15 protein-coding genes and 3 pseudogenes are annotated in these 20,281 nt (G+C 52.6%); 7 read left to right on the top strand and 11 right to left on the bottom strand.

Features of this window, described 5'->3' with window-relative positions:
• Window positions 1-85: 85 nt before the first annotated feature.
• From purD to dddP, 4 genes and pseudogenes are all read left to right on the top strand, one after another.
• Window positions 86-1,369 carry a phosphoribosylamine--glycine ligase gene (purD, locus tag AC0L73_RS12510; protein ID WP_227947881.1) on the top strand — a complete coding sequence of 428 codons (1,284 nt, stop codon included), beginning with the start codon at window positions 86-88 and terminating at the stop codon, window positions 1,367-1,369.
• Between the two features lie 20 nt (window positions 1,370-1,389).
• Window positions 1,390-2,460: a phosphotransferase family protein gene (locus AC0L73_RS12505; RefSeq protein ID WP_473653880.1), complete on the top strand. Its 1,071-nt coding sequence runs from the start codon at window positions 1,390-1,392 to the stop codon at window positions 2,458-2,460.
• 48 nt (window positions 2,461-2,508) lie between these two features.
• Window positions 2,509-3,558, top strand: coding sequence for a phosphotransferase (locus AC0L73_RS12500; protein ID WP_473653879.1), 1,050 nt, complete (start codon window positions 2,509-2,511; stop codon window positions 3,556-3,558).
• Window positions 3,559-3,661: 103 nt separating this feature from the next.
• Window positions 3,662-4,989: pseudogene (dddP, locus tag AC0L73_RS12495) on the top strand (dimethylsulfonioproprionate lyase DddP).
• On the opposite strand, the gene AC0L73_RS12490 reads toward dddP, so the two are convergent.
• From AC0L73_RS12490 to AC0L73_RS12480, 3 genes are all read right to left on the bottom strand, one after another.
• Window positions 4,986-5,216 carry a hypothetical protein gene (locus AC0L73_RS12490; protein WP_227947885.1) on the bottom strand — a complete coding sequence of 77 codons (231 nt, stop codon included), beginning with the start codon at window positions 5,214-5,216 and terminating at the stop codon, window positions 4,986-4,988. The pseudogene dddP and the gene AC0L73_RS12490 overlap by 4 nt on opposite strands.
• A gap of 151 nt (window positions 5,217-5,367) precedes the next feature.
• On the bottom strand, window positions 5,368-6,570 hold the full coding sequence (locus AC0L73_RS12485) for an acyl-CoA dehydrogenase family protein (protein WP_473653878.1): 1,203 nt from the start codon (window positions 6,568-6,570) through the stop codon (window positions 5,368-5,370).
• A 65-nt stretch (window positions 6,571-6,635) separates the two neighbouring features.
• A complete protein-coding gene (locus AC0L73_RS12480) occupies window positions 6,636-7,094 on the bottom strand; it encodes a nucleoside deaminase (RefSeq protein ID WP_227947887.1) in 459 nt (152 codons plus the stop codon).
• Window positions 7,095-7,210: 116 nt separating this feature from the next.
• Here AC0L73_RS12480 and AC0L73_RS12475 point away from each other — a divergent pair, with 116 nt between their 5' ends.
• Genes AC0L73_RS12475 through rsmD form a run of 3 tightly spaced genes read left to right on the top strand, consistent with a single transcriptional unit; the run spans window position 7,211 to window position 9,423 of the window.
• Window positions 7,211-7,924 (top strand): gamma-glutamyl-gamma-aminobutyrate hydrolase family protein, encoded by a 714-nt coding sequence (locus AC0L73_RS12475; protein ID WP_227947888.1) that lies wholly within the window; start codon window positions 7,211-7,213, stop codon window positions 7,922-7,924.
• A 3-nt stretch (window positions 7,925-7,927) separates the two neighbouring features.
• On the top strand, window positions 7,928-8,818 hold the full coding sequence (locus AC0L73_RS12470; RefSeq protein ID WP_473653877.1) for a pseudouridine synthase: 891 nt from the start codon (window positions 7,928-7,930) through the stop codon (window positions 8,816-8,818).
• Window positions 8,818-9,423 (top strand): 16S rRNA (guanine(966)-N(2))-methyltransferase RsmD, encoded by a 606-nt coding sequence (rsmD, locus tag AC0L73_RS12465; RefSeq protein ID WP_473653876.1) that lies wholly within the window; start codon window positions 8,818-8,820, stop codon window positions 9,421-9,423. Before AC0L73_RS12470 ends, rsmD begins: the two co-directional genes overlap by 1 nt.
• On the opposite strand, the gene AC0L73_RS12460 is transcribed toward rsmD, so the two are convergent.
• From AC0L73_RS12460 to ileS, 8 genes and pseudogenes are all read right to left on the bottom strand, one after another.
• Window positions 9,362-10,171, bottom strand: coding sequence for a phytanoyl-CoA dioxygenase family protein (locus AC0L73_RS12460; protein WP_227947891.1), 810 nt, complete (start codon window positions 10,169-10,171; stop codon window positions 9,362-9,364). The genes rsmD and AC0L73_RS12460 overlap by 62 nt on opposite strands.
• Window positions 10,164-11,358, bottom strand: a pseudogene (locus tag AC0L73_RS12455) (BaiN/RdsA family NAD(P)/FAD-dependent oxidoreductase). Before AC0L73_RS12455 ends, AC0L73_RS12460 begins: the two are co-directional and overlap by 8 nt.
• A 38-nt stretch (window positions 11,359-11,396) precedes the next feature.
• Complete coding sequence (gene mutL, locus AC0L73_RS12450) at window positions 11,397-13,232, bottom strand: DNA mismatch repair endonuclease MutL (RefSeq protein WP_473653875.1); 1,836 nt, start codon at window positions 13,230-13,232, stop codon at window positions 11,397-11,399.
• A 67-nt stretch (window positions 13,233-13,299) separates the two neighbouring features.
• A complete protein-coding gene (locus tag AC0L73_RS12445) occupies window positions 13,300-14,649 on the bottom strand; it encodes a M16 family metallopeptidase (RefSeq protein ID WP_473653874.1) in 1,350 nt (449 codons plus the stop codon).
• A 10-nt stretch (window positions 14,650-14,659) separates the two neighbouring features.
• A complete protein-coding gene (locus AC0L73_RS12440) occupies window positions 14,660-16,027 on the bottom strand; it encodes a M16 family metallopeptidase (RefSeq protein WP_227947895.1) in 1,368 nt (455 codons plus the stop codon).
• Window positions 16,028-16,160: 133 nt separating this feature from the next.
• Window positions 16,161-16,745, bottom strand: a complete 585-nt coding sequence (locus AC0L73_RS12435) for a DUF3035 domain-containing protein (protein ID WP_227947896.1) — start codon at window positions 16,743-16,745, stop codon at window positions 16,161-16,163.
• Between the two features lie 17 nt (window positions 16,746-16,762).
• Window positions 16,763-17,236, bottom strand: coding sequence for a signal peptidase II (lspA, locus tag AC0L73_RS12430; protein ID WP_473655447.1), 474 nt, complete (start codon window positions 17,234-17,236; stop codon window positions 16,763-16,765).
• A 5-nt stretch (window positions 17,237-17,241) separates the two neighbouring features.
• Window positions 17,242-20,061, bottom strand: a pseudogene (gene ileS, locus AC0L73_RS12425) (isoleucine--tRNA ligase).
• Window positions 20,062-20,281: the final 220 nt, after the last annotated feature.

The following is a 20,281-nucleotide window of genomic DNA, read 5'->3' as shown; positions in this document are numbered from 1 at the left end:
ATTTTCCTTCAAGATTGTTTGGCCTGCCGTCACAGTATGCTACAAACTCTACACTGTCGTTCAAAGGAAATTAGTTCAAAATATTATGAAAGTACTCGTTATTGGCTCCGGTGGTCGTGAGCACGCACTATGCTGGGCATTGAAAAAATCCCCTTTGGTTGAAAAGCTTTTCTGCGCCCCGGGTAATGGCGGGATCAAAGAAGTTGCGGACTGCGTCGATATCGGGGCAGAAGATATCAAGAAAATCGTCGATTTCAGCCGAAAGGAAGCTGTCGACTTTGTTGTTGTCGGCCCCGAGGTCCCACTTGTGTTGGGCCTGGTCGACAAGCTTTCCGATGCGGGAATAAAGAGCTTTGGCCCACGCGCGGCGGCCGCCGCGCTGGAAGGCTCCAAAGGCTTTATGAAGGATCTTTGCCGCGAAAATAACATCCCGACCGCCGCCTATCAGCGATTTGATAAAGCCGATGAGGCGAAAGCTTATGTGGCGAGCAATACATTTCCGATTGTCATCAAGGCGGATGGTCTCGCTGCAGGTAAGGGCGTCATTATCGCAGAAACGTTGACAGAGGCCAATGAAACGATAGACGAAATTTTTGGCGGCCTTTTCGGCGGCGCGGGCGCCGAAATTGTGATTGAAGAATTTATGGAAGGTGAAGAGGCCAGCTTTTTCGTGCTGACCGACGGTGAAAATGTACTTCCTCTTGCCACGGCGCAGGACCATAAGGCCGTTGGCGATGGCGATACAGGCCCGAATACAGGTGGCATGGGCGCCTACTCCCCCGCGCCGGTTATGACGCCAGAGATGGTCGATGCGACTATAAAAACGATTATCATGCCAACCATTACCGCCCTGAAAAACCGTGGCACTCCCTTTACCGGCGTACTTTATGCCGGACTGATGATCACGAAAGATGGGCCAAAACTCATTGAATATAATGTTCGCTTTGGCGATCCTGAATGTCAGGCGCTATGTGCACGGATCAAAGGCGATTTACTGCCAGCCCTGATAGCGACAGCAGATAAAGGGCTTGCCGATGTTACGCTTCAATGGCGGAATGAAACGGCTCTTGTCGTTGTTATGGCGGCCCAAGGATATCCCGGATCCTATGAGAAGAATTCTGCCATTAAAGGCCTTGGCGCGGCCGCTGCAATTGACGACGTTCTTATCTTCCATGCGGGCACAAAACGCGACGGCGATGCTATCCTGGCAACGGGAGGCCGTGTGCTGGGAATCACTGGATTGGGAAAAACCGTTAAACAAGCACAAAAAAAGGCGTATAGTGGCGTCGATGCGATTGAATGGCCGCAAGGTTTTTGCCGATCAGATATCGGATGGCGGGCGGTTAAGCGCGAGGAACAGGGTCAATAAAATAACAAGAAAGGGCATCAATGTCCGACGATTCAGCTCAATTTTCAGGAACAATGGAAGTGCGTGAGCGCCACAAGTTCGATGTTGCACCATTGGAAGATTATCTTAAAAAGAATGTTGTTGGCTTTAAGGGACCGCTAGAGGTTTCGCAATTTAAGGGCGGACAATCCAATCCCAGTTACATGCTAGTGACGCCTGATCGCAGGTATGTACTGCGGCGTAAGCCCCCCGGCAAACTCCTTCCGTCGGCACATGCGGTAGACCGGGAATACCGGGTACTCACGGCCCTCGCCAATACAGACGTTCCAGTGCCAAAAACATATTGCCTGTGCGAAGATGAAACCATCATCGGCACCATGTTCTATGTCATGGAATTTCTCAACGGAGATATCGAATGGGATCCGTCCCTGCCCGGCTATTCGAAAGCCAATCGGGTTGCCGTTTTTGACAGCATGAACGCTGGCATGGCTGCCCTGCATCAGGTTGATTACAAAGCCGTTGGCCTTGAAACTTTCGGCAAACCTACAGACTATCTCGCGCGGCAAATTAATCGCTGGACGAAACAGTATCGGGCATCGGAGACAGAAACCATTGAGACAATGGATAACCTTATGGCCTGGTTACCGGACAATATTCCGCCCGGCGATGAAACGGCGATTGTTCACGGAGATTACCGCCTCGATAATACAGTGCTTGATAAGGAAACCCACCAGGTTATGGGCATTCTCGATTGGGAGCTGGCCACGCTGGGCCACCCAATTGCCGATTTTTCATATCATTGCATGACCTGGCGGCTGGAGCCGGAATTGTTCCGGGGCCTAAACGGTCTGGATCTTCCCGCACTCGGCATCCCGACGGAAGAGCAATATGTTGCCACCTATTGCGAAAGAACTGGCCGCGACGGGATCGAGAACTGGGATTTTTATGCCGCCTATAACATGTTCCGCCTCGCTGCTATCCTTCAGGGCATTGTCGGCCGCGTAAAAGACGGAACGGCCGCGAACAAGAATGCAGCGGATGTTGCGGTCCGCGTGAAGCCATTGGCGGTGCGGGGATGGGAACAGGCCGAAAAAATTATTAAGGGTGCGTAGAACGCGCGCCTTCTCCCAAAAAGAATTAATAAAGTAAAAGGGAAGTTTATGAGCGACGGAGTGGAGATCATCCCGGTTCGGGAAATGCACAAGTTCAATGAAGGAGCGTTGTTTGACTATTTGACGGAGAATGTGGACGGATTTAAGGGCCCACTCCAGATCAGTCAGTTTCAGGGCGGACAGTCCAATCCGACATTTTTACTGCATACGCCCGAGCGGGACTATGTAATGCGGAAGAAGCCGCCGGGAAATCTCCTTCCCTCCGCCCATGCGGTTGACCGCGAATACAAAGTTATTTCGGCGCTTCAGAATACCGATGTTCCCGTTCCCCGGACCTTCTGCCTGTGCGAAGATGACAGCATTATTGGAACCGCCTTTTATATCATGGAAAAGGTAGAAGGCCGTATTATCCTGTCCCCTGATATTCCAGGCGCAGAGCCACATATCCGTGCCGCAATATACGATTCATTGAACGAAGCTCTGGCCAATCTCCATAAAGTCGATATTGACGCGGTTGGCCTTTCGGATTTTGGCAAGAGAGGAAACTATTTCGAGCGGCAGATCGGCCGTTGGACAAAACAATACCGCGCGTCCCAAACCGACAATCTGGAGACAATGGAGAACCTGATTAAATGGCTCCCCGAGAATTTACCGGATAGCGATGACAGCACCATTGTCCACGGGGATTACCGGCTTGGAAATGTGATTGTACATCCAACAAAGCCAGAAGTAGTCGCTGTCCTCGATTGGGAACTTTGCACCATCGGGCACCCGCTTTCTGACCTCGCCTACAACTGTATGAATTATCATTTCATACATCCGCGAAATGGCGGTCTTGTTGGAGTCGACTTCGAGGCAACGGGCATCCCAACGGAACAAGCCTATATTGACGCCTATTGCAACCGCACAGGACGTGACGGTATTGAGAACTGGGCCTTTTACATGGCCTTTTCGCTCTTCCGCACCGCCGCTATTGTTCAGGGTGTCTATAAACGTGGACTAGACGGCAATGCCAGTTCTACGGTCGGCGAAGAGTATGCGGAATTCACGAATATGCTAGCCACACTCGGCTGGCAGAAGGTCGAAAGCCAGCTATAACTAGTCGCAGCCATGTTGCTCTATATTATAATTTTCTGATATCGTGATTTCAGTGACCACTTTTTGAGCCTGCGGCGCCCGCCTGGGCTTTGGGGGCTGGCAAATGAAGCGCGATATCTTTTCGGGCCGCAAAACCACTGGCGGTCAACTTAGTCCTTTAACAAAACCAGACGGAACGCCGCTGGATAATAACCGTGTCGAGATCGGTCCGACGCAACTCGCGTTTGACGAATGGGCGGCGGCGGGGTTGGATGTTCCCGACCTCAGTGTCATGCGCGCACAGCGTCTAGACCGTCTTGTCGCGGCTCTTCAGGCGCGGGACTACGGCGGTATTCTCATGTATGATCCGCTCAACATCCGGTTTGCCTCCGACACGACGAATATGCAGCTTTGGGCGGCGCATAATCCATTCCGGGCCTGCCTTGTTTTGGCGGATGGATATATGGTTGTCTGGGATTTCGGCGACAATGATCTACTAACTGCCTTCAACCCACTGGTACGCGAGACACGATCCGGCGCCTCCTTCTTTTATTTTACGAGCGGGGATAAGTCCGTCGAGAATGCGGAACGGTTCGCAGCTCAGATCGATGGCTTGATGCGGGAGCATACGGGCAGTAACCGTCGGCTTGCCGTGGATAAGATTCAGATCCATGGCTTACGCGCCCTTGAAAGAATAGGGTTACGGATTTTTGATGGAGAGGAAGTCACGGAAAAGACTCGAGCCATCAAACAGCCGGAAGAAATCAAAGCCCTGAGATGCGCCGTCCATGCAACAGAAGTTTCAATGTGTGAAATGCAGCGCATTGCCCGGCCCGGGCTAACAGAGAATGACGTCTGGGCCGTTCTGCACGCTGAAAATATCAAGCGCGGCGGAGAATGGATCGAGACCCGGATACTTGCCTCAGGCCCGCGCACCAACCCATGGTTTCAGGAATGCGGTCCGCGGGTAATCGGAAATAACGAATTGCTGGCTTTTGATACGGATCTGGTCGGTTGCTTCGGTATGTGCGCGGATATTTCCCGCACATGGTTTATCGGCGATGGAACGCCAACAGCCGAACAAAAAAACTGTATCAGTATGCCTATGATCATATTCAACAGAACATGAAACTTCTGGCACCGGGCGTTCCATTTAAAGAGATCGTCTTCGGCGGACATCTTCTTTCAGAGGAATTTGTGAATTCCCGCTACTCCGTGAAGATGCATGGCGTTGGTCTTTGCGATGAATGGCCGCATATTGCCTATCCGGAAGACTATCACGAAGGGGCATTCGAGTATGAGCTGGTGCCCGGTATGGCGATTTGCGTTGAGGCTTATATCGGTGCCGAAGGAGGTGAGGAAGGCGTCAAACTGGAGGAGCAAGTCGTAATCACCGAGGAGGGTTACGAAAATATGACCCACTATCCGTTTGAGGAAATCCTGCTCACTTAATGTTTTTCGGCGTCTTCAATCCTCAAATTGGCCCAACGCTGGATGCACTCCGTCGGCTCCATAACCAATCCTGCGGCTTCGCCAAGCCCAGAGACAGGCTGCAATCCTGCATGAGCCGTCAAGTCCTGGGTTAGCCATTCACAAGGATCAAGGCTTTCATACCGATATAAAAAGCCGGCAACAATCACAATGATGCCCAGCATTATCCAACCCAAAAACTTGATCATTAAAAAGGCCTAATATTACGTCGCTATAAACAGGAACATGCCTGTATATAGGAAAAGCAGAACTTCATGCTATGGAAAAATCTGCACAGAAAAAAGAAGAGCTTCCCAGAAAGGAAGCTCTTCCACGTCTTTAGTACCTGAAAGCCGCAAATCAATCGTGCTTTTTAAGCTCCAACCGGCCAATCTGGTTGCGATGCACTTCGTCCGGGCCATCGGCAAGTCGCAAGGTCCGTGAATGGGCATAGGCAAAGGCGAGGCCAAAGTCATCACTAACACCGCCCGCGCCATGCGCCTGAATTGCCCAGTCAATAATCTTACCGGTGATATTTGGTGCCACCACCTTGATCATGGCAATTTCAGCTTTCGCTTCTTTATTGCCGACCGTGTCCATCATATAGGCGGCCTTCAATGTGAGAAGCCGTGCCTGTTCGATCATCGCACGAGATTCCGCAATACGTTCCAGCGTGACCGTTTGCTCCGCAATGGGTTTACCAAATGCAACGCGGGATTTCACGCGTTTGCACATTTTCTCCAGTGCACGCTCGGCGACGCCAATCTGGCGCATGCAATGGTGAATGCGGCCCGGGCCCAGGCGACCTTGCGCAATTTCAAAACCACGCCCTTCACCCAACAGAATATGATCTGCCGGAACGCGCACATCCTTAAACTCCACTTCTGCATGACCATGCGGCGCATCGTCATAGCCAAACACCGGCAGAAAACGCTTCACATTGATACCGGCAGTTTCCATCGGCACAACAATCATGGACTGCTGATTATAGCGCGATGCAGTCTTGTCCGTTTTTCCCATGAAGATCAGAACTTTGCAGCGCGGATCATAAGCACCAGAGGTCCACCATTTAGTGCCATTGATGACATATTCATCGCCGTCACGGGTAATTTCCGATTCGATATTCGTCGCGTCTGACGAGGCAACCGCGGGTTCCGTCATGGCGAAAGCTGAGCGAATTTCGCCATTGAGCAACGGCTTTAACCAGCGCTCTTTCAGATCGTCATTCGCATAGCGTTCGAACACTTCCATGTTACCGGTGTCCGGTGCCGAGCAGTTGAAAACTTCCGGTGCAAAACTGACCCGCCCCATGATCTCACAGAGCGGTGCATATTCTAGATTGGTAAGGCCTGCCCCACGGTCACTTTCAGGCAGGAACAAATTCCAGAGACCTTCCGCCTTGGCCTTTTCTTTCAGCTCTTCGACAATTGCTGTCGGCTGCCAGCGGTCACCCTCATCCACCTGATCATAAAATAGCTGTTCATTTGGATAGACATGCTCATCCATAAAAGCCTGCACCCTAGCTTGCAGTTCTTTTACCTTGTCCGAATATTCGAAGATCATTCGCTGTTCCCTTTTTTGTTATTCAGGTTTTTGTTATGATTAATTCTGACACCATCTTTCTATATTTAGCGTCTTGTTTCAAAGAAATTCTTTAAAAGCGCCGCCGATTTGCTTTCCTGCAGGCCGCCGTATATTTCCGGTCGATGATGACAACTGGTCTGATCAAAGATGCGTGCACCGTATTCGACACCGCCCCCCTTCGGATCATAAGCACCAAAATAGAGCCGCCTTATTCTTGCGAGAGAAATTGCCGCTGCGCACATCGGGCATGGCTCAAGTGTCACGTAGATATCGCAGTTCACAAGCCTTTGACTACCGATCATATTGCCCGCCGCGCGAAGCGCCAGCATTTCCGCATGCGCGGTGGGGTCGCTTCTACCTACCATCTGGTTTCCGCAGTTCGCGATGACGCGCCCTGACGCGGTATCCACAATGATTGCCCCAACTGGCACTTCGTTGCGATGCCCGGCAATCTCGGCGGTGCTGAGCGCCATTTCCATATAATCGACAATTTCATGATCCATGTTCGGAGACTCGCAATTCGTTCCATCGCCGTCAAGCAATAGAAATTTAGATATTTTATGGGAAGATAGTCAAAGAGGCGAGTTGAGTTGTCGGCAAGAGAGGACTAAAAGAAAGCATGAGTATTCCTGTAATTGGCATAACCCTCGATTCAGAGGATCCGGGCGGCTATTCGAATATGCCCTGGTACGCGCTTCGGCAGAACTATGCTGATGTCATTGTGGCTGGTGGCGGACTTCCGCTGGCATTGCCGCACGAACCTGACCATGTGGAAGACTATGTCAAAACGCTCGACGGGCTTGTTGTGACTGGCGGCGCTTTCGACGTTGACCCCGGCATGTTTGGCGCGACAACCCGGCATGATACAGTCGTGACCAAGGATCGGCGCACCCTGTTCGAGAAAAATATCACAGAGGCGATGCTGGCCGCGAACAAGCCAGTGCTCGGCATCTGCGGAGGGCAACAGCTTCTGCATGTAATATTGGGTGGCACATTGATCCAGCATATCCCGGATGAAGTGGAAAATCCCCTCGCCCATGAACAACCCAACCCACGGACAGAGGCCGGACATACTGTCAAGGTTACCTCCGGCACCCTGCTGCACCGGATTGTCGGCACCGACACTCTCGCGGTCAACAGCGCCCACCATCAGGCGGCGAAGGACATTAGCGAGAATATCATCGTCAATGCAGTTGCCGAGGACGGCGTGATCGAAGGGATCGAGGATAGCCGTTATCGCTTCTGTCTGGGTGTTCAATGGCATCCGGAATACCTGATTTCAAACGGCGATCGACAGATTATCGACGCCTTTGTCACTGCGTCTGCTGCCTGACCGATGACAACAGAATCCCCTCAAAAAGAACGGATCGCAAAGCGCATGGCACGCGCCGGTCTCTGCTCCCGCCGCGAAGCAGAACGCTGGATCGAAGCCGGCCGTGTTACCGTCAACGGGACGCTTCTGGAAAGTGCCGCCTTTACGGTCGCGCCAGAGGACAACATAACGGTGGATGGCAAGGCGATCCCCGCACTGGAGCGTCCACGCCTTTGGCGCTACCACAAGCCGCCGGGTCTTGTGACGAGTCACAAGGATGAAAAAGGCCGCGACACCGTCTTTGACAAACTGCCCGAAGATTTACCGCGCGTGATATCCGTCGGCCGTCTTGACCTGAATTCAGAAGGACTGCTGCTGCTCACCAACGACGGGGAACTTGCCCGCAAGCTGGAACTGCCGGCCACTGGATGGAAGCGGAAGTATCGCGTCCGTGTCCATGGGCACCCTAGAGACACCGACATGCAAAAACTTGCAAAAGGCATTACCGTAGAGGGTGTACGCTATGGGTCGATTGAAGGCACCATCGACAGCACCAAGGGTGCCAATAGCTGGTTGACCATTGCTCTTCGGGAAGGAAAGAATCGGGAAATCCGTAAAGTGATGGAATATCTTGGCTATTCCGTATCTCGGCTGATCCGGACATCCTACGGCCCCATGTCGCTAGGCGATCTGCCCGCCGGTGCCGTAGATGAAGTGAGATCCAAAATCCTGCGGGAACAGATGGGTGTCGAAAAATTCGAGGACCCAGCCGCTGAAGCGAATACGGGCCAGCGCCCCCCGCGTGGCAAACGACAGGGATCCCTAAAGCCCAAGACCGCCCCCTCGCGCCCATCGACTGCGCCGCGCAAGCAAGGAACCTTAAAAGCCCGCACTTCCCCAAAAAAATCAAGCTGATGCGCATCGTTGGTGGGAAATTTAGAGGCAAGAAACTCGTCCTGCCGGAAGACAAGCGGGTGCGCCCCACCTCTGATCGCGCGCGGGAGGCTCTTTTCAATATACTCGGCCATGATTCAGAAATGCGCGGTGAAAATGGCCTGCTTCCCAACGACGCCATCGTGCTGGATGTTTTTGCGGGAACTGGCGCGCTTGGGCTGGAGGCGCTTTCGCGAGGGGCTGTCCATGTCACCTTTCTCGACAACCATTCGAAAAGCCTGAAGCTTGTCGAACAGAATGTGAAAAACATGAGCGCCCGCAATTGTACGGATATTCTCCGGCGAGATGCCGCTAATCCGGGAAAACCGGGAATGCCATGCGATCTTATCCTCATGGATCCGCCATACGGTGAGAATCTCGCCGCGCCGACTCTTGTTGCGCTCAAGAAAAATGGCTGGATTAAACCTGACGCCATCATCGTGATTGAAATAGCGGCGAAAGAAAATGTCGATATCCCGCCAGAATTCAGGCTGTTGAAAGATCGTAAATACGGCGCGGCGCGGCTTATTTTCCTGCGCCGAGATTCGGATCAATATGGCGATACTTCGCAAACTGATCCTGAATAAGGCTGCGTCGTATCTCAAACGGCGGAAGTTTACCCATATCCATTAAAGGGTCGGCAAGCGGATCGAAGGCTCTGTTTTGAAATTCAAGCGAAAGGCTAACCCGCGGGTTCTTCGCCGCCGACGTATATGATCCGCCCCAATGATAAACATCTTGTGGCCACCCGAGAACAGATCCCGCCTTTGCCGGAAGCGATCGTGCGTCCATAAGATCGGCTTTTTGCGACGCGCTGTTTGCCTCATACCTCGATTGAGGTACTATGTACATGCAGCCGTTACTCTCATCCGCATCCGTCAGTGGAAGCCAGAGTGACAGGCTCATCAGAACCGCATCCTCTCCTTCTCCGAAGACGGTCATGGCATCACAATCGCGATGCGGTGGCCAGCCCCGCGCGCCTTCACGGTTCAGATGCCAAGCCCAAAGATTAGGAAGAACCCCAAAATTCTCACCGACAAAATGGCGAAGCAAGGGGCCTAAACGCGCAAACAACCACCAGGGCTGATCAAAAAGATATATATAAACTGGCGGGATATCCTGTTCGAATAGAGCGAATATCGCATCCCTTACCGACGCCAATTCACTCGGATCAAATAAGGGAGGTAGGGAGAGATATCCGTCCTCCCAAAGAGAAGTGGATATGTCGGATAGCATGGAACTGGAAAAAGTCAGTTCCTCAATGGAGGCTTCTCCCCCAATGCTAAGGTCTGGCGCTAATGCCAGCCAATCGTCTCGCTTCCGGGGTTCAGGCATATTGTCCCGCGACGAACCCGGATGACCAAGCCCATTGGAAATTATATCCACCGAGAAATCCGGTAACGTCTACGGCCTCCCCGATGAAGAAAAGTCCGGGAACTGATTTTACCTCCATGGATTTTGAGTTCAGCGCCCCCGTACTGACACCGCCAACGGTCACTTCCGCCTTGGCATATCCTTCTGTTCCATTTGGATATATTTTAACCAGTTTAATATTATTTACTATCTCTAAAACTCTCTTGTCCGATAGATTGCCAAGTTCGGGAAGGTCACTGGCATCCTGCAAGAGAGTCCCTATCAATCGATTTGCAAGATACTCCTTTAATAGATGTCCAACCTTGAGCTTTGGTTGACTTTGCCGCTTCTCTTTCAGAAGGCTGGCAAGATCAACATTGGGGAGGAAATCGATCTGAATGGCCTCACCGGGCTGCCAAAAGGACGATATCTGCAAAATTGCAGGACCGCTTAAACCCTTATGGGTAAAAAGGAGGTTTTCCCGGAACTGAACTTTTCCAATATGGATGACAACATCGGCGGAAACCCCCGTTAGTCCCGCGAAGCGGTCCTTATCCTTAGTCTCAAACGTAAAGGGCACCAAGCTCTGGACGCGGCAGGGCAAGCGGTAGTTCGAAAGTCTTAGCCATTCGATAAGCAAAATCATTCGCTCCGAGTTTCGGGATAGACAAGCCTCCCGTAGCGACGACAAGGCTTTCAGCCTTAATAGATTGTCCACCCGCATGGATCAGAAATGAGCCTTCTTTCTGATCGATGCGTTCTGCTCCGGTGCCACGCCAAATCATGACATCGGCCGCATCGCATTCCGCCTCCAGCATTGCGACGATCTTCTTGGCGCTTTCATCACAAAAAAGCTGCCCCAGTTTCTTCTCGTGATAGGCGATGCCGTGTTTTTCGACTAGGGCGATAAAATCGGACTGCGTATATTGACGAAGCGCAGATTTGCAGAAATGCGGATTGTCGGAGATGAATTTTTCGGGCGCTGCAAGAAGGTTGGTGAAATTACAGCGACCGCCGCCTGAGATCAGTATTTTCTGTCCACATTTCTCAGCTTTTTCAAGGAGGAGAACTTTACGACCGCGTTTTCCCGCCTCGATCGCGCACATCATCCCAGCAGCACCTGCGCCGACGACGACCACATCAAATTTCAGCCCGTGCGCAGAGTCCATTTACGTCAACTTGTTCAGGTTATTATCAGCAAAAGGTTTTACCGGCGTCCGAATAATTTTTCAATGTCACCAAGTTGCAATTCCACATAGGTAGGCCTTCCGTGGTTGCACTGGCCACTATGGGGCGTAACTTCCATTTCTCGCAGCAGGGCATTCATCTCATCGATGGAGAGCCGCCGGCCGGCCCGCACAGAGCCGTGACAGGCCATTGTCGCGCAGACATCGTCCATCCGGTCCTTCAGCGACAGTGCTGTATCGAGTTCCGCCAAATCATCGGCCAAGTCCTGCACCAACCCCTTGATGTTACACTCACCTAGCATGGCAGGCGTTTCCCGCACCACAATGGCCCCAACACCGAAAGGCTCCAACATCAATCCCATCTCCGCCAGTTCCTCCGCTCGTTCCGCGACACGATTTGCCGACACTTCATCAAGTTCAACGACTTCCGGCAAGAGGAGCATCTGTCGCGCGACGGTTTTCTCCGCCAACTGCTTCTTCATCCGCTCCATCACTAACCGTTCATGCGCCGCATGTTGATCGACAAGAATAAGGCCAGTCATAGTCTGGGCGACGATATAGGTTTCATGAAGCTGGCTACGCGCGGCACCCAGAGGATATTGTTCCAGCGCACGTACCTTCTCCTGTTGCAGGGGCGTTTCGTCAATGCTCCGCGCGACCGGAGGGCTCTCAGCCGTGAGAGGGGCATGGTATTCTGCGCCTGCCTCCGCCATCCCTGATGACAGTGTGGCCGATTGGTTCTCGTTCCAACGCCCCCAGCTCGCTGCCGGACGGTTAGATGGCTGCATAGGAAGCAAGGTATTATTCGGCCTGAACGCGCCCAACGCCTGACCGGAAATGGTGGAGGAGGCGCGATGACCATGTTCCGCCAGTGCGTGGCGTAACGATCCCACGATCAGTCCGCGAACACCACCCGAATCACGAAACCGTACTTCGGCTTTGGCGGGATGCACGTTAACATCTACCTGATCCGCAGGAACCTCCAGAAACAGTGCAAGCAAGGGATGGCGATTGCGTGCCAGCAAATCCATATAGGCACCGCGAACAGCTCCAGTAAAAAGCTTGTCCCTCACCGGACGGCCATTGACGAACATGAACTGCATGGTAGCGTTACCCCGGTTAAAGGTCGGCACACCTGCATAACCCGCCAGCTTAACGCCATCACGCTCCGCGTCGATCCGAATGGCGTTATCCGCAAATTCCCGTCCCATAACAGCGCCAAGCCTATCCAGCCAAGCATCAAAGAGGTCGCCGTCTGATCCTGCGACACGAAGGGCCGTCCGGTTTTCATCCGTCAAGGAAAAGGAAATTGCAGGGAAAGCCATAGCGAGTCGCCGAACAACATCAAGCGCCGCGCCGAACTCCGACCGCTCCGTTTTCAAAAATTTGAGCCTTGCCGGTGTTGCGAAGAATATATCCCGAACCTCGACCCGCGTTCCTTTCTGTCCGCCACCGGGTACCGGCGCAATCTTCTTCCCGCCTTCAACCGTCATTTTCCAGGCGGTATCCGCTCCCTCCCGTCGGGTCGTAATGGACATACGGCTCACCGAGGCAATGGAGGGGATGGCTTCCCCGCGGAATCCCAAATTCTGTATGAAGACAAGATCATCATCGGGAAGCTTGGACGTTGCGTGCCGCTCGAAACAAAGCTCAAGCTCTTCCGCGCTCATCCCGCTACCATTATCCGTGACCGTAATCAGTGAACGCCCGCCATCGCGCATTACAACGTCAATTTGAGTTGCGCCAGCGTCGATTGCATTTTCCACCAGTTCCTTGACAGCGGAAGCAGGCCGCTCCACCACTTCGCCTGCGGCGATCTGGTTTACAATATTGTCGGGCAAGCGTCTTAAAGGCATGGTCGATCCATCAGGAATTTTCAGAAATACCTTAGCAAAATTGGGCGGGTCAGCCTAGGGGATCGGCCTAATTCTTTTCGGCGCCCACACCCTTCGCCTCAAGATTTTCCGGCTTTCCTGCGACGACAACAATCAGCTTTTCCGGATCAAGCAGCTTTTGTGCGACGCGCTTGATATCCTCCTCACTAACCGCATTGATCAGGGCGGGCCGATCATTCAGATAGTCAATCGGAAGATTGCTGAACTGCATAGCGACCAGAATATCTGCGATGCTGTCATTGGACGACAAGCTGAGCGGAAAAGAACCATTCAGATAGGTTTTTGCCGCAGCAAGTTCCTCTTTCGTTACGCCCTGTTCACGAATACGCAGAAGCTCGACTTCAACCAGATCAAGTGCATCTTTTACCGAGGCATTACTTGTCCCGAAGCCTCCCATTTGCAGGCCAGCCGCCTTCATTGGATAGAGGTAGCTGTAGACGGAGTAAACCAGGCCCCGTTTCTCGCGTATTTCCTCAGTCAATCGGGATTGAAAACTCCCCCCACCCAAAATATAGTTCAATACATAGGCCGCGTAATAATCTGGATCATCGCGTTTTACGCCCTGCCCCCCGAAAATGACCACGCTTTGCGGAATATCCTGCGGGATGATCCTAATTGCTGCTTCAGGAAGAGGTTCTGTCTGCGGGATTGCGGAAATGCCTGCTTGTTCCGGCAATGCGCCGAATGTCTTATCAAGAAGGACACCAAGTTCCTTTGCTGAAATATCCCCGACAACGCCGATCTGCATATTGTCCTTACCCAGCCGAGTCTTCGCAAATGCGGTGAGGTCATCGCGGGTAATCGCAGCCATCGTGTCGATCGTTCCTTCGGATGGCTGGGCGTATGGATGGTCTCCGAAAGCCAGTTCAAACCAGGCACGTCCGGCAAGACTGTTCGGATCAGAAAGTTTTCGATTAAGAGAGGCAAGAATCTGGCCGCGAATACGTTCCACGGGCTCATCATCAAAACGCGGGCCCGTTATGGCCAGGCCGAAAAGGCGAAATGCCTCCTCGGTATTTTCGCTTAATGTCTTAAGGCTGCCCGAAAAACTGTCCTTGTTGGCATCGAAGCTGAGCTGAATGGCGAGGTCAGACAATCTTTCCTGAAAGTTTTTACTGTCAAGCTCTCCGGCCCCCTCATCCATGGTAGAGGAAGCAAGATAGGCGAGGCCCGCCTTGTCAGCAGGGTCGAGACTAGCGCCGCCCCGCCAGGCAACTTTCATGCTGACAATCGGAATGGAGGCCTCTTCAACCAGCCAGGCCTTGATACCGCCGGGACTGGTCACTTCGGTCACTTCAACCGCCCGAGCGGGCAAGCTAATTAAGAGAAAGAAGGCAACGACAAGCCCAGCCGCGATTCGGCAATAAATCTGCAACATGATTTTTCCCTTAACTCTTCACTTGTTCCGGAAGAAGACGTCCGACAACGGATTGCCGTTCATCAAACACCGATTTTGCAGCATTTCGGATGTCCTCTGCGGTCACCTTTGAAATATTCTTCGGCCAATTAACAACCTGATCAATACTCTCTCCGCTGGCGAGCGAAGACCCAAGAATGTTTGCCGCGTCGCGAATACTATCCCGTGCGTAAATCGCATCGGCGAGAAGCTTGTTCTTGGCCCGGGCTATTTCTGTTTCTGTCACGCCATTTTGGACAATATCCTCGATAATGGCATGTATGGCCGTCTCTACATCGTCCAAATTACTATCCGGTGTCGGGCTGCCATAAAGAACGAAAGTTGATTTGTCATAGGAGCCTGAACGATAGTACGCGCCTGCGCTGGTTGCGATTTTCTTGTCGACAACCAGATTATCATAGAGGCGACTGGTCACCCCACCGCCCAGAATCTGGCTCAACACTTCAAGTGCCCGGACATTCATCTGGTCCTCACTCCGTGCCGACGGGGCAAGATAGCTTTGGCGCCATGAGGGCTGACGCACCCGTTTGTCGCTCATCTCAAGTACGCGTTTGGCTAGCTGCGGTGGCTCCTGAACACGTTCGCGTTTTGGAATTTCCTTTTCTGCAATAGGCCCGTAGTATTTTTCCGCCAATTTGAACACGTCATCCGCATCGACGTCACCTGCAACAATCAGAATAGCATTATTCGGCGCATAGTGAGTGTTGTACCATTCCAGCGCATCTTCCGTCGTCAAATTCTCAATCTCATGACGCCATCCGATAACCGGTGTACCGTAAGGATGCGCCAGAAACTGCGCCGCATCAAACTGCTCGCCGAAAAGTGCCGCCGGGTTATTGTCTGTGCGCTGAGAGCGCTCCTCCAACACGACCTTAAGCTCAGGTGCGACCACTTCATCAGTCAGCACCAGATTGGCCATCCGATCCGCTTCCATCTCCATAAAAAGTGGTAGCTTATCGACACTGACATTCTGGAAATAGGCGGTGTAATCCTGCGAGGTGAAGGCATTCTCCTGCCCGCCATTTTTGGCGACAATCTCGGAAAACTCTCCGGGCTGCAGGGTCTTGGTTCCCTTAAACATCAAATGTTCGAGAAAATGCGCGATCCCGGATTTAAGCGGCTTTTCATCCGCCGCACCCGCCCTATACCACACCATATGTGTCACGACGGGCGCACGATGATCTTCCAACACGACAACCTGCAGGCCATTATCAAGGGTCGTCACTTTCGGATCGAACAAGGTTGGGATATTTTCTTCGGCAAAGAGCTTTTCCGGATTACCACCGAAAATCAGGCCAAAAATCAAGACAAAAACAAATAGCGGTCGCATCGGGCTCATGGATAGCCTCCGGTCGCATAAAATACTGTTATCCTAAAATAATGGGTTAGGCACAGGGATTTACAAGACTATGCCGCCATTATTTGTCATGATTTCGTCAAAGATGCTGCTGTCGTCAGTGAAACGGAGCGGTCTAGTTAAACAGCCCTTCCAAAAGCGCGCGCTTGCGCCGCTCGATAATCGGTGTTTCCGGGCCGGCCGCGGGACTCTCTCCAAGTGCGGCATTTTCCTGAAGACGCTTTTTCTCTTTAACCGGATCTACAACAGTTCCAAACGGTGGCTGTTCCTGCCAGAACATGATCTTTTCCATGAAGGTTTCATCATTTTCGGCTAGGACGGCAGTCTCTGTGTCGACCACCTCGCGGATATTAGGATCAACATTTTCCGCACCCGCCTGACGCAGTAGAGCGAGTTCCCCGGTGGAGACGCCAGCTGCAACCGCATCGCTGTGGGTCACCGGTGCCGTATTGGGCTGATTACCAAGCAATGCAGCTTTCGCGCTATTCTCGGCGAGAATGTCTTGCGGCCCTTTCTGTCCGGGTGCCGGCGGACGAAGCGAGAAATCCGGCGGGATGATCAGGGGCGCCTTGGTAATGACCGTAAACTCATCCGGCCCTTCCTTTTTCCCGATGCCAAGCGCCTGCTTTGTGCCCTCGCAGCCCGTCAACAGGACAGCAGACAACAGGACCAAGCTGGTCAGAAATCTCCCACTACGCATGATATCGAACCCTTCCCTCATGCCGATAATTTATCGGAATTATGTCCCTGAAACAAGTTTTCAAACAAAATCACGATCACACCGACAACAATAGCCATATCCGCAACATTAAAGGCGGGCCAGCGCATGAAGATCAAATCAAAATCGAAGAAATCCGCGACAGCCCCGAATCTGATACGGTCAATGATATTTCCGATCGCGCCCCCCAATACCAGCCCCAAACCAATAGATAACATCCGATTTGTGGCTTTTCTGAGCCAGAAGAAAACGACAATGGAAATTACAACGGCAACAGCAACCAGGATCCAGCGCATATTGTCGCCAGCGAACATGCCAAAACTCACGCCTCTGTTCCAGACCATGACGAGATTGAAGAAGCTCGTCACTTCAATTCCGTGCGGATAGCGCGCCATCAGGTCGATCAGATACATCTTGCTGACCTGATCGACCGCAATGATCACCGAGGCAACGATAAGCCCAAGACGGAGCATATTGCTCACGCCTCGACTTCCATAGGCAAGGAACCCACAACATCGGCGCAGCGGTGGCAGAGGTCATCATAGACATCATGCGTTCCCACCTCATCAAGAATTTTCCAGCAGCGCTGGCATTTCTCGCCTTCGGCAAGGGCTGGAACCACGGCAACATCGGATACTTCTTCGAGAGTGAAGGCACCCACCGGCGCAGGATCGGTTGAGAGCGTGACACCGGAAGTGATGCAGATATCCGCAAGATCGAACTGGTCAAGCAGCGCTTTATATTCCTCGCTCACATAGACAGTGGGGGAGGCCTGCAGGCTGGAGCCTATCCGCTTCTCACGCCGTTCGATTTCCAGCGCGCCCGTTACCACACGACGGAAAGCTCGCACACTGAACCAGCGATCCATAAGTGCGCCGTTCTCCCACTCCGCCGGAATATCCGGGAATTGGCGCAGGTGAACGCTACTGTCTTCACCGGGATAACGGGTGAGCCAGGTTTCCTCGGCCGTAAAGACAAGCATCGGCGCAAGCCATGCCGTCAGGCAATGAAACAACTGATCAAGGACCGTCCGGGCGGCGCGACGACGTATGTCATTCTCCCCGTCGCAATAAAGCGTGTCTTTGCGTATATCGAAGTAAAAGGCCGACAATTCCAATGTGCAGAAATTGTGGATGGCCGTGAAGACACGGCTGAACTCATATACATTGCAGTTCGTACGGATCATCTTATCCAGCTCAAAAAGCCGATGCAGCACCCATTGCTCAAGCTCCGGCATTTCGTTAACTTCCAGCCGCTCATTCTCATCCCAACCCTCTAGGTTTCCGAGGATGAAACGCAAAGTATTTCGGAGACGGCGATAGCTGTCGACCTGCCCCTTCACAATTTCATTACCGATACGCATATCTTCGGAATAGTCCGACGCTACCACCCAGAGCCGCAGGATATCGGCGCCATTCTGCTCGATGATCTTCTGCGGAGCGACGACATTGCCAAGGGATTTCGACATCTTGCGCCCCTGTCCATCCATCACAAACCCATGTGTCAACACAGCATCATACGGCGCGCGCCCGCGGGTGCCGCATGATTCTAAGAGTGACGAATGAAACCAACCGCGATGCTGGTCCGTTCCTTCAAGATAAAGCGAAGCCGGCCATTGCAGTTCCGGCCGCGCCTCCAGCGTGAAAGCATGGGTACAACCGGAATCAAACCAGACATCGAGAATGTCTTGCGCCATGTCATAATCATCAGCGTTATAGTCGTTGCCAAGGAAGCGTTGCGCCGGCGAGATCAAACCAGGCGTCTGATCCTTCCGCTTCCGTGATTTCCTCAATGCGCGCATTGACCTTGGCGTCACGCAAAAGTTCACCTGTTTCCTTGTGGGTGAAGACCGTGATCGGCACACCCCAAGCCCGCTGCCGCGAGAGAACCCAGTCTGGACGGCCCGAGATCATTGCATGAATGCGGTTTCGACCAGAGGCCGGGAACCATTTCGTTTCGTCGATGGCCTTAAGTGCTTTCGCGCGAAGGTCATTCGTCTCCATCGAAATGAACCACTGGCTGGTATTGCGGAAGATCAGCGGCGCCTTCGACCGCCAGGAATGCGGATAGGAATGGACGAGCTTACCGCGCTTCAACAAGGCGCCAACGTTTTCTAGCTCATCTGCCACACCGTCATTACATTTGTAGACATGCTGACCTGCGAACATCGGTACGTGATCGTAAAAGGTACCATCTTCGTCCACCGTGTGCGGCACTTCAATGCCGTGTATCATACCGACTTCATAGTCTTCCTGACCGTGGCCCGGGGCCGTATGGACGAAGCCAGTGCCGGCATCCACCGTAACATGATCACCATCAATCAGCGGCACATCGAAATCATATCCTTTGCCATGGAAGGGGTGGAGACAGATAACGCCCTTGAAGGCATCTCCCTTGCCGCGCCAGATTACTTCGGCAGCGGCAATTCCTGCTTCCTTTTGGACCTCTTCCAGAAGTTCTGTCGCAACGAATAGCTTCTCACCAACGACAGCGAGCGATCCTTCGGCAACCTCTTTTACTTCTATCCCGACATATTCCATATCTGGACCATAGGAGATTGCGCGGTTGCCCGGCATCGTCCAGGGGTTGTCGTCCAGATAACGATGGACGCGCCCATAAATTCTTCCGGGCCAGACTTTACGGGAAAGCGTACGTGGATCGTTGTCGACGTATGATCGTGATATTCAAGCTCAGCTTCAGCGAGCGCCGTTTTTTCAACCGGCGACCACATGACCGGCTTCGATCCACGATAAAGGCCGCCATTCATCAGGAATTTGTGCAGTTCGCGAACGATCTGTGCTTCGGCATCAAAGCTCATAGTCGTGTAGGGCCGCTCCCAATCGCCGATCACGCCAAGGCGCTTAAACTCTTCCTTCTGGACACCGACCCAGTGGGTCGCGAAGTCGCGGCACTCTTTACGGAACTCAACAACCGGCACCTGATCCTTGTCTTTACCGGCCTTGCGGTATTTTTCTTCGATCTTCCATTCGATCGGAAGGCCGTGGCAGTCCCAGCCGGGAACATAATGCGCGTTCTTGCCCATCATCTGCTGTGACCGGCTGATCACGTCTTTCAGGATCTTGTTCATCGCATGGCCAATATGCAAATTGCCGTTTGCATAGGGCGGGCCATCGTGAAGAATGAATTTTTCGCGGTCCATTGACTGTTCCCGCTGACGGCCGAAAAGATCCATTTCTTCCCAGCGGTCCAGCAATCCGGGCTCTTTCGCGGGCAGGCCAGCCTTCATGGGGAAATCGGTACGAGGTAAAAATAGCGTCGATTTATAGTCAGTGCTCATCGGGGCAAACTGATCCTAACAGTATCTCAATTTATCGGTAAATCATGCGCGGCGGTTAGCCGCATCTTTTCTGGTTTTAGCCTGATCATCAGGTGTGAACCTTTATTACCCGGCCCTATACAGCAAAGGCCGGGCTTATAATTCGGTCATAGGCGACACTCTGCCCAAGGAAACCAGCTATATGTATCCGTAATTCTGTCATGGCAGGTGTTTTATCAAC

Source organism: Sneathiella sp. D3-11 (assembly GCF_055809395.1).
This window is presented reverse-complemented; position numbering and strand designations above follow the sequence as displayed.

What these genes read in the sequence shown, in the direction of transcription:
- AC0L73_RS12435 (WP_227947896.1), bottom strand. Translation starts at nt 16,745, where the DNA reads ATGCGTAGTGGGAGATTTCTGACCAGCTTGGTCCTGTTGTCTGCTGTC.
- mutL (WP_473653875.1), bottom strand. Translation starts at nt 13,232, where the DNA reads ATGCCTTTAAGACGCTTGCCCGACAATATTGTAAACCAGATCGCCGCA.
- AC0L73_RS12480 (WP_227947887.1), bottom strand. Translation starts at nt 7,094, where the DNA reads ATGGATCATGAAATTGTCGATTATATGGAAATGGCGCTCAGCACCGCC.
- rsmD (WP_473653876.1), top strand. Translation starts at nt 8,818, where the DNA reads ATGCGCATCGTTGGTGGGAAATTTAGAGGCAAGAAACTCGTCCTGCCG.
- AC0L73_RS12500 (WP_473653879.1), top strand. Translation starts at nt 2,509, where the DNA reads ATGAGCGACGGAGTGGAGATCATCCCGGTTCGGGAAATGCACAAGTTC.
- lspA (WP_473655447.1), bottom strand. Translation starts at nt 17,236, where the DNA reads ATGCTCCGTCTTGGGCTTATCGTTGCCTCGGTGATCATTGCGGTCGAT.
- purD (WP_227947881.1), top strand. Translation starts at nt 86, where the DNA reads ATGAAAGTACTCGTTATTGGCTCCGGTGGTCGTGAGCACGCACTATGC.
- AC0L73_RS12490 (WP_227947885.1), bottom strand. Translation starts at nt 5,216, where the DNA reads ATGATCAAGTTTTTGGGTTGGATAATGCTGGGCATCATTGTGATTGTT.
- AC0L73_RS12505 (WP_473653880.1), top strand. Translation starts at nt 1,390, where the DNA reads ATGTCCGACGATTCAGCTCAATTTTCAGGAACAATGGAAGTGCGTGAG.
- AC0L73_RS12475 (WP_227947888.1), top strand. Translation starts at nt 7,211, where the DNA reads ATGAGTATTCCTGTAATTGGCATAACCCTCGATTCAGAGGATCCGGGC.
- AC0L73_RS12485 (WP_473653878.1), bottom strand. Translation starts at nt 6,570, where the DNA reads ATGATCTTCGAATATTCGGACAAGGTAAAAGAACTGCAAGCTAGGGTG.
- AC0L73_RS12470 (WP_473653877.1), top strand. Translation starts at nt 7,928, where the DNA reads ATGACAACAGAATCCCCTCAAAAAGAACGGATCGCAAAGCGCATGGCA.
- AC0L73_RS12440 (WP_227947895.1), bottom strand. Translation starts at nt 16,027, where the DNA reads ATGAGCCCGATGCGACCGCTATTTGTTTTTGTCTTGATTTTTGGCCTG.
- AC0L73_RS12445 (WP_473653874.1), bottom strand. Translation starts at nt 14,649, where the DNA reads ATGTTGCAGATTTATTGCCGAATCGCGGCTGGGCTTGTCGTTGCCTTC.
- AC0L73_RS12460 (WP_227947891.1), bottom strand. Translation starts at nt 10,171, where the DNA reads ATGCCTGAACCCCGGAAGCGAGACGATTGGCTGGCATTAGCGCCAGAC.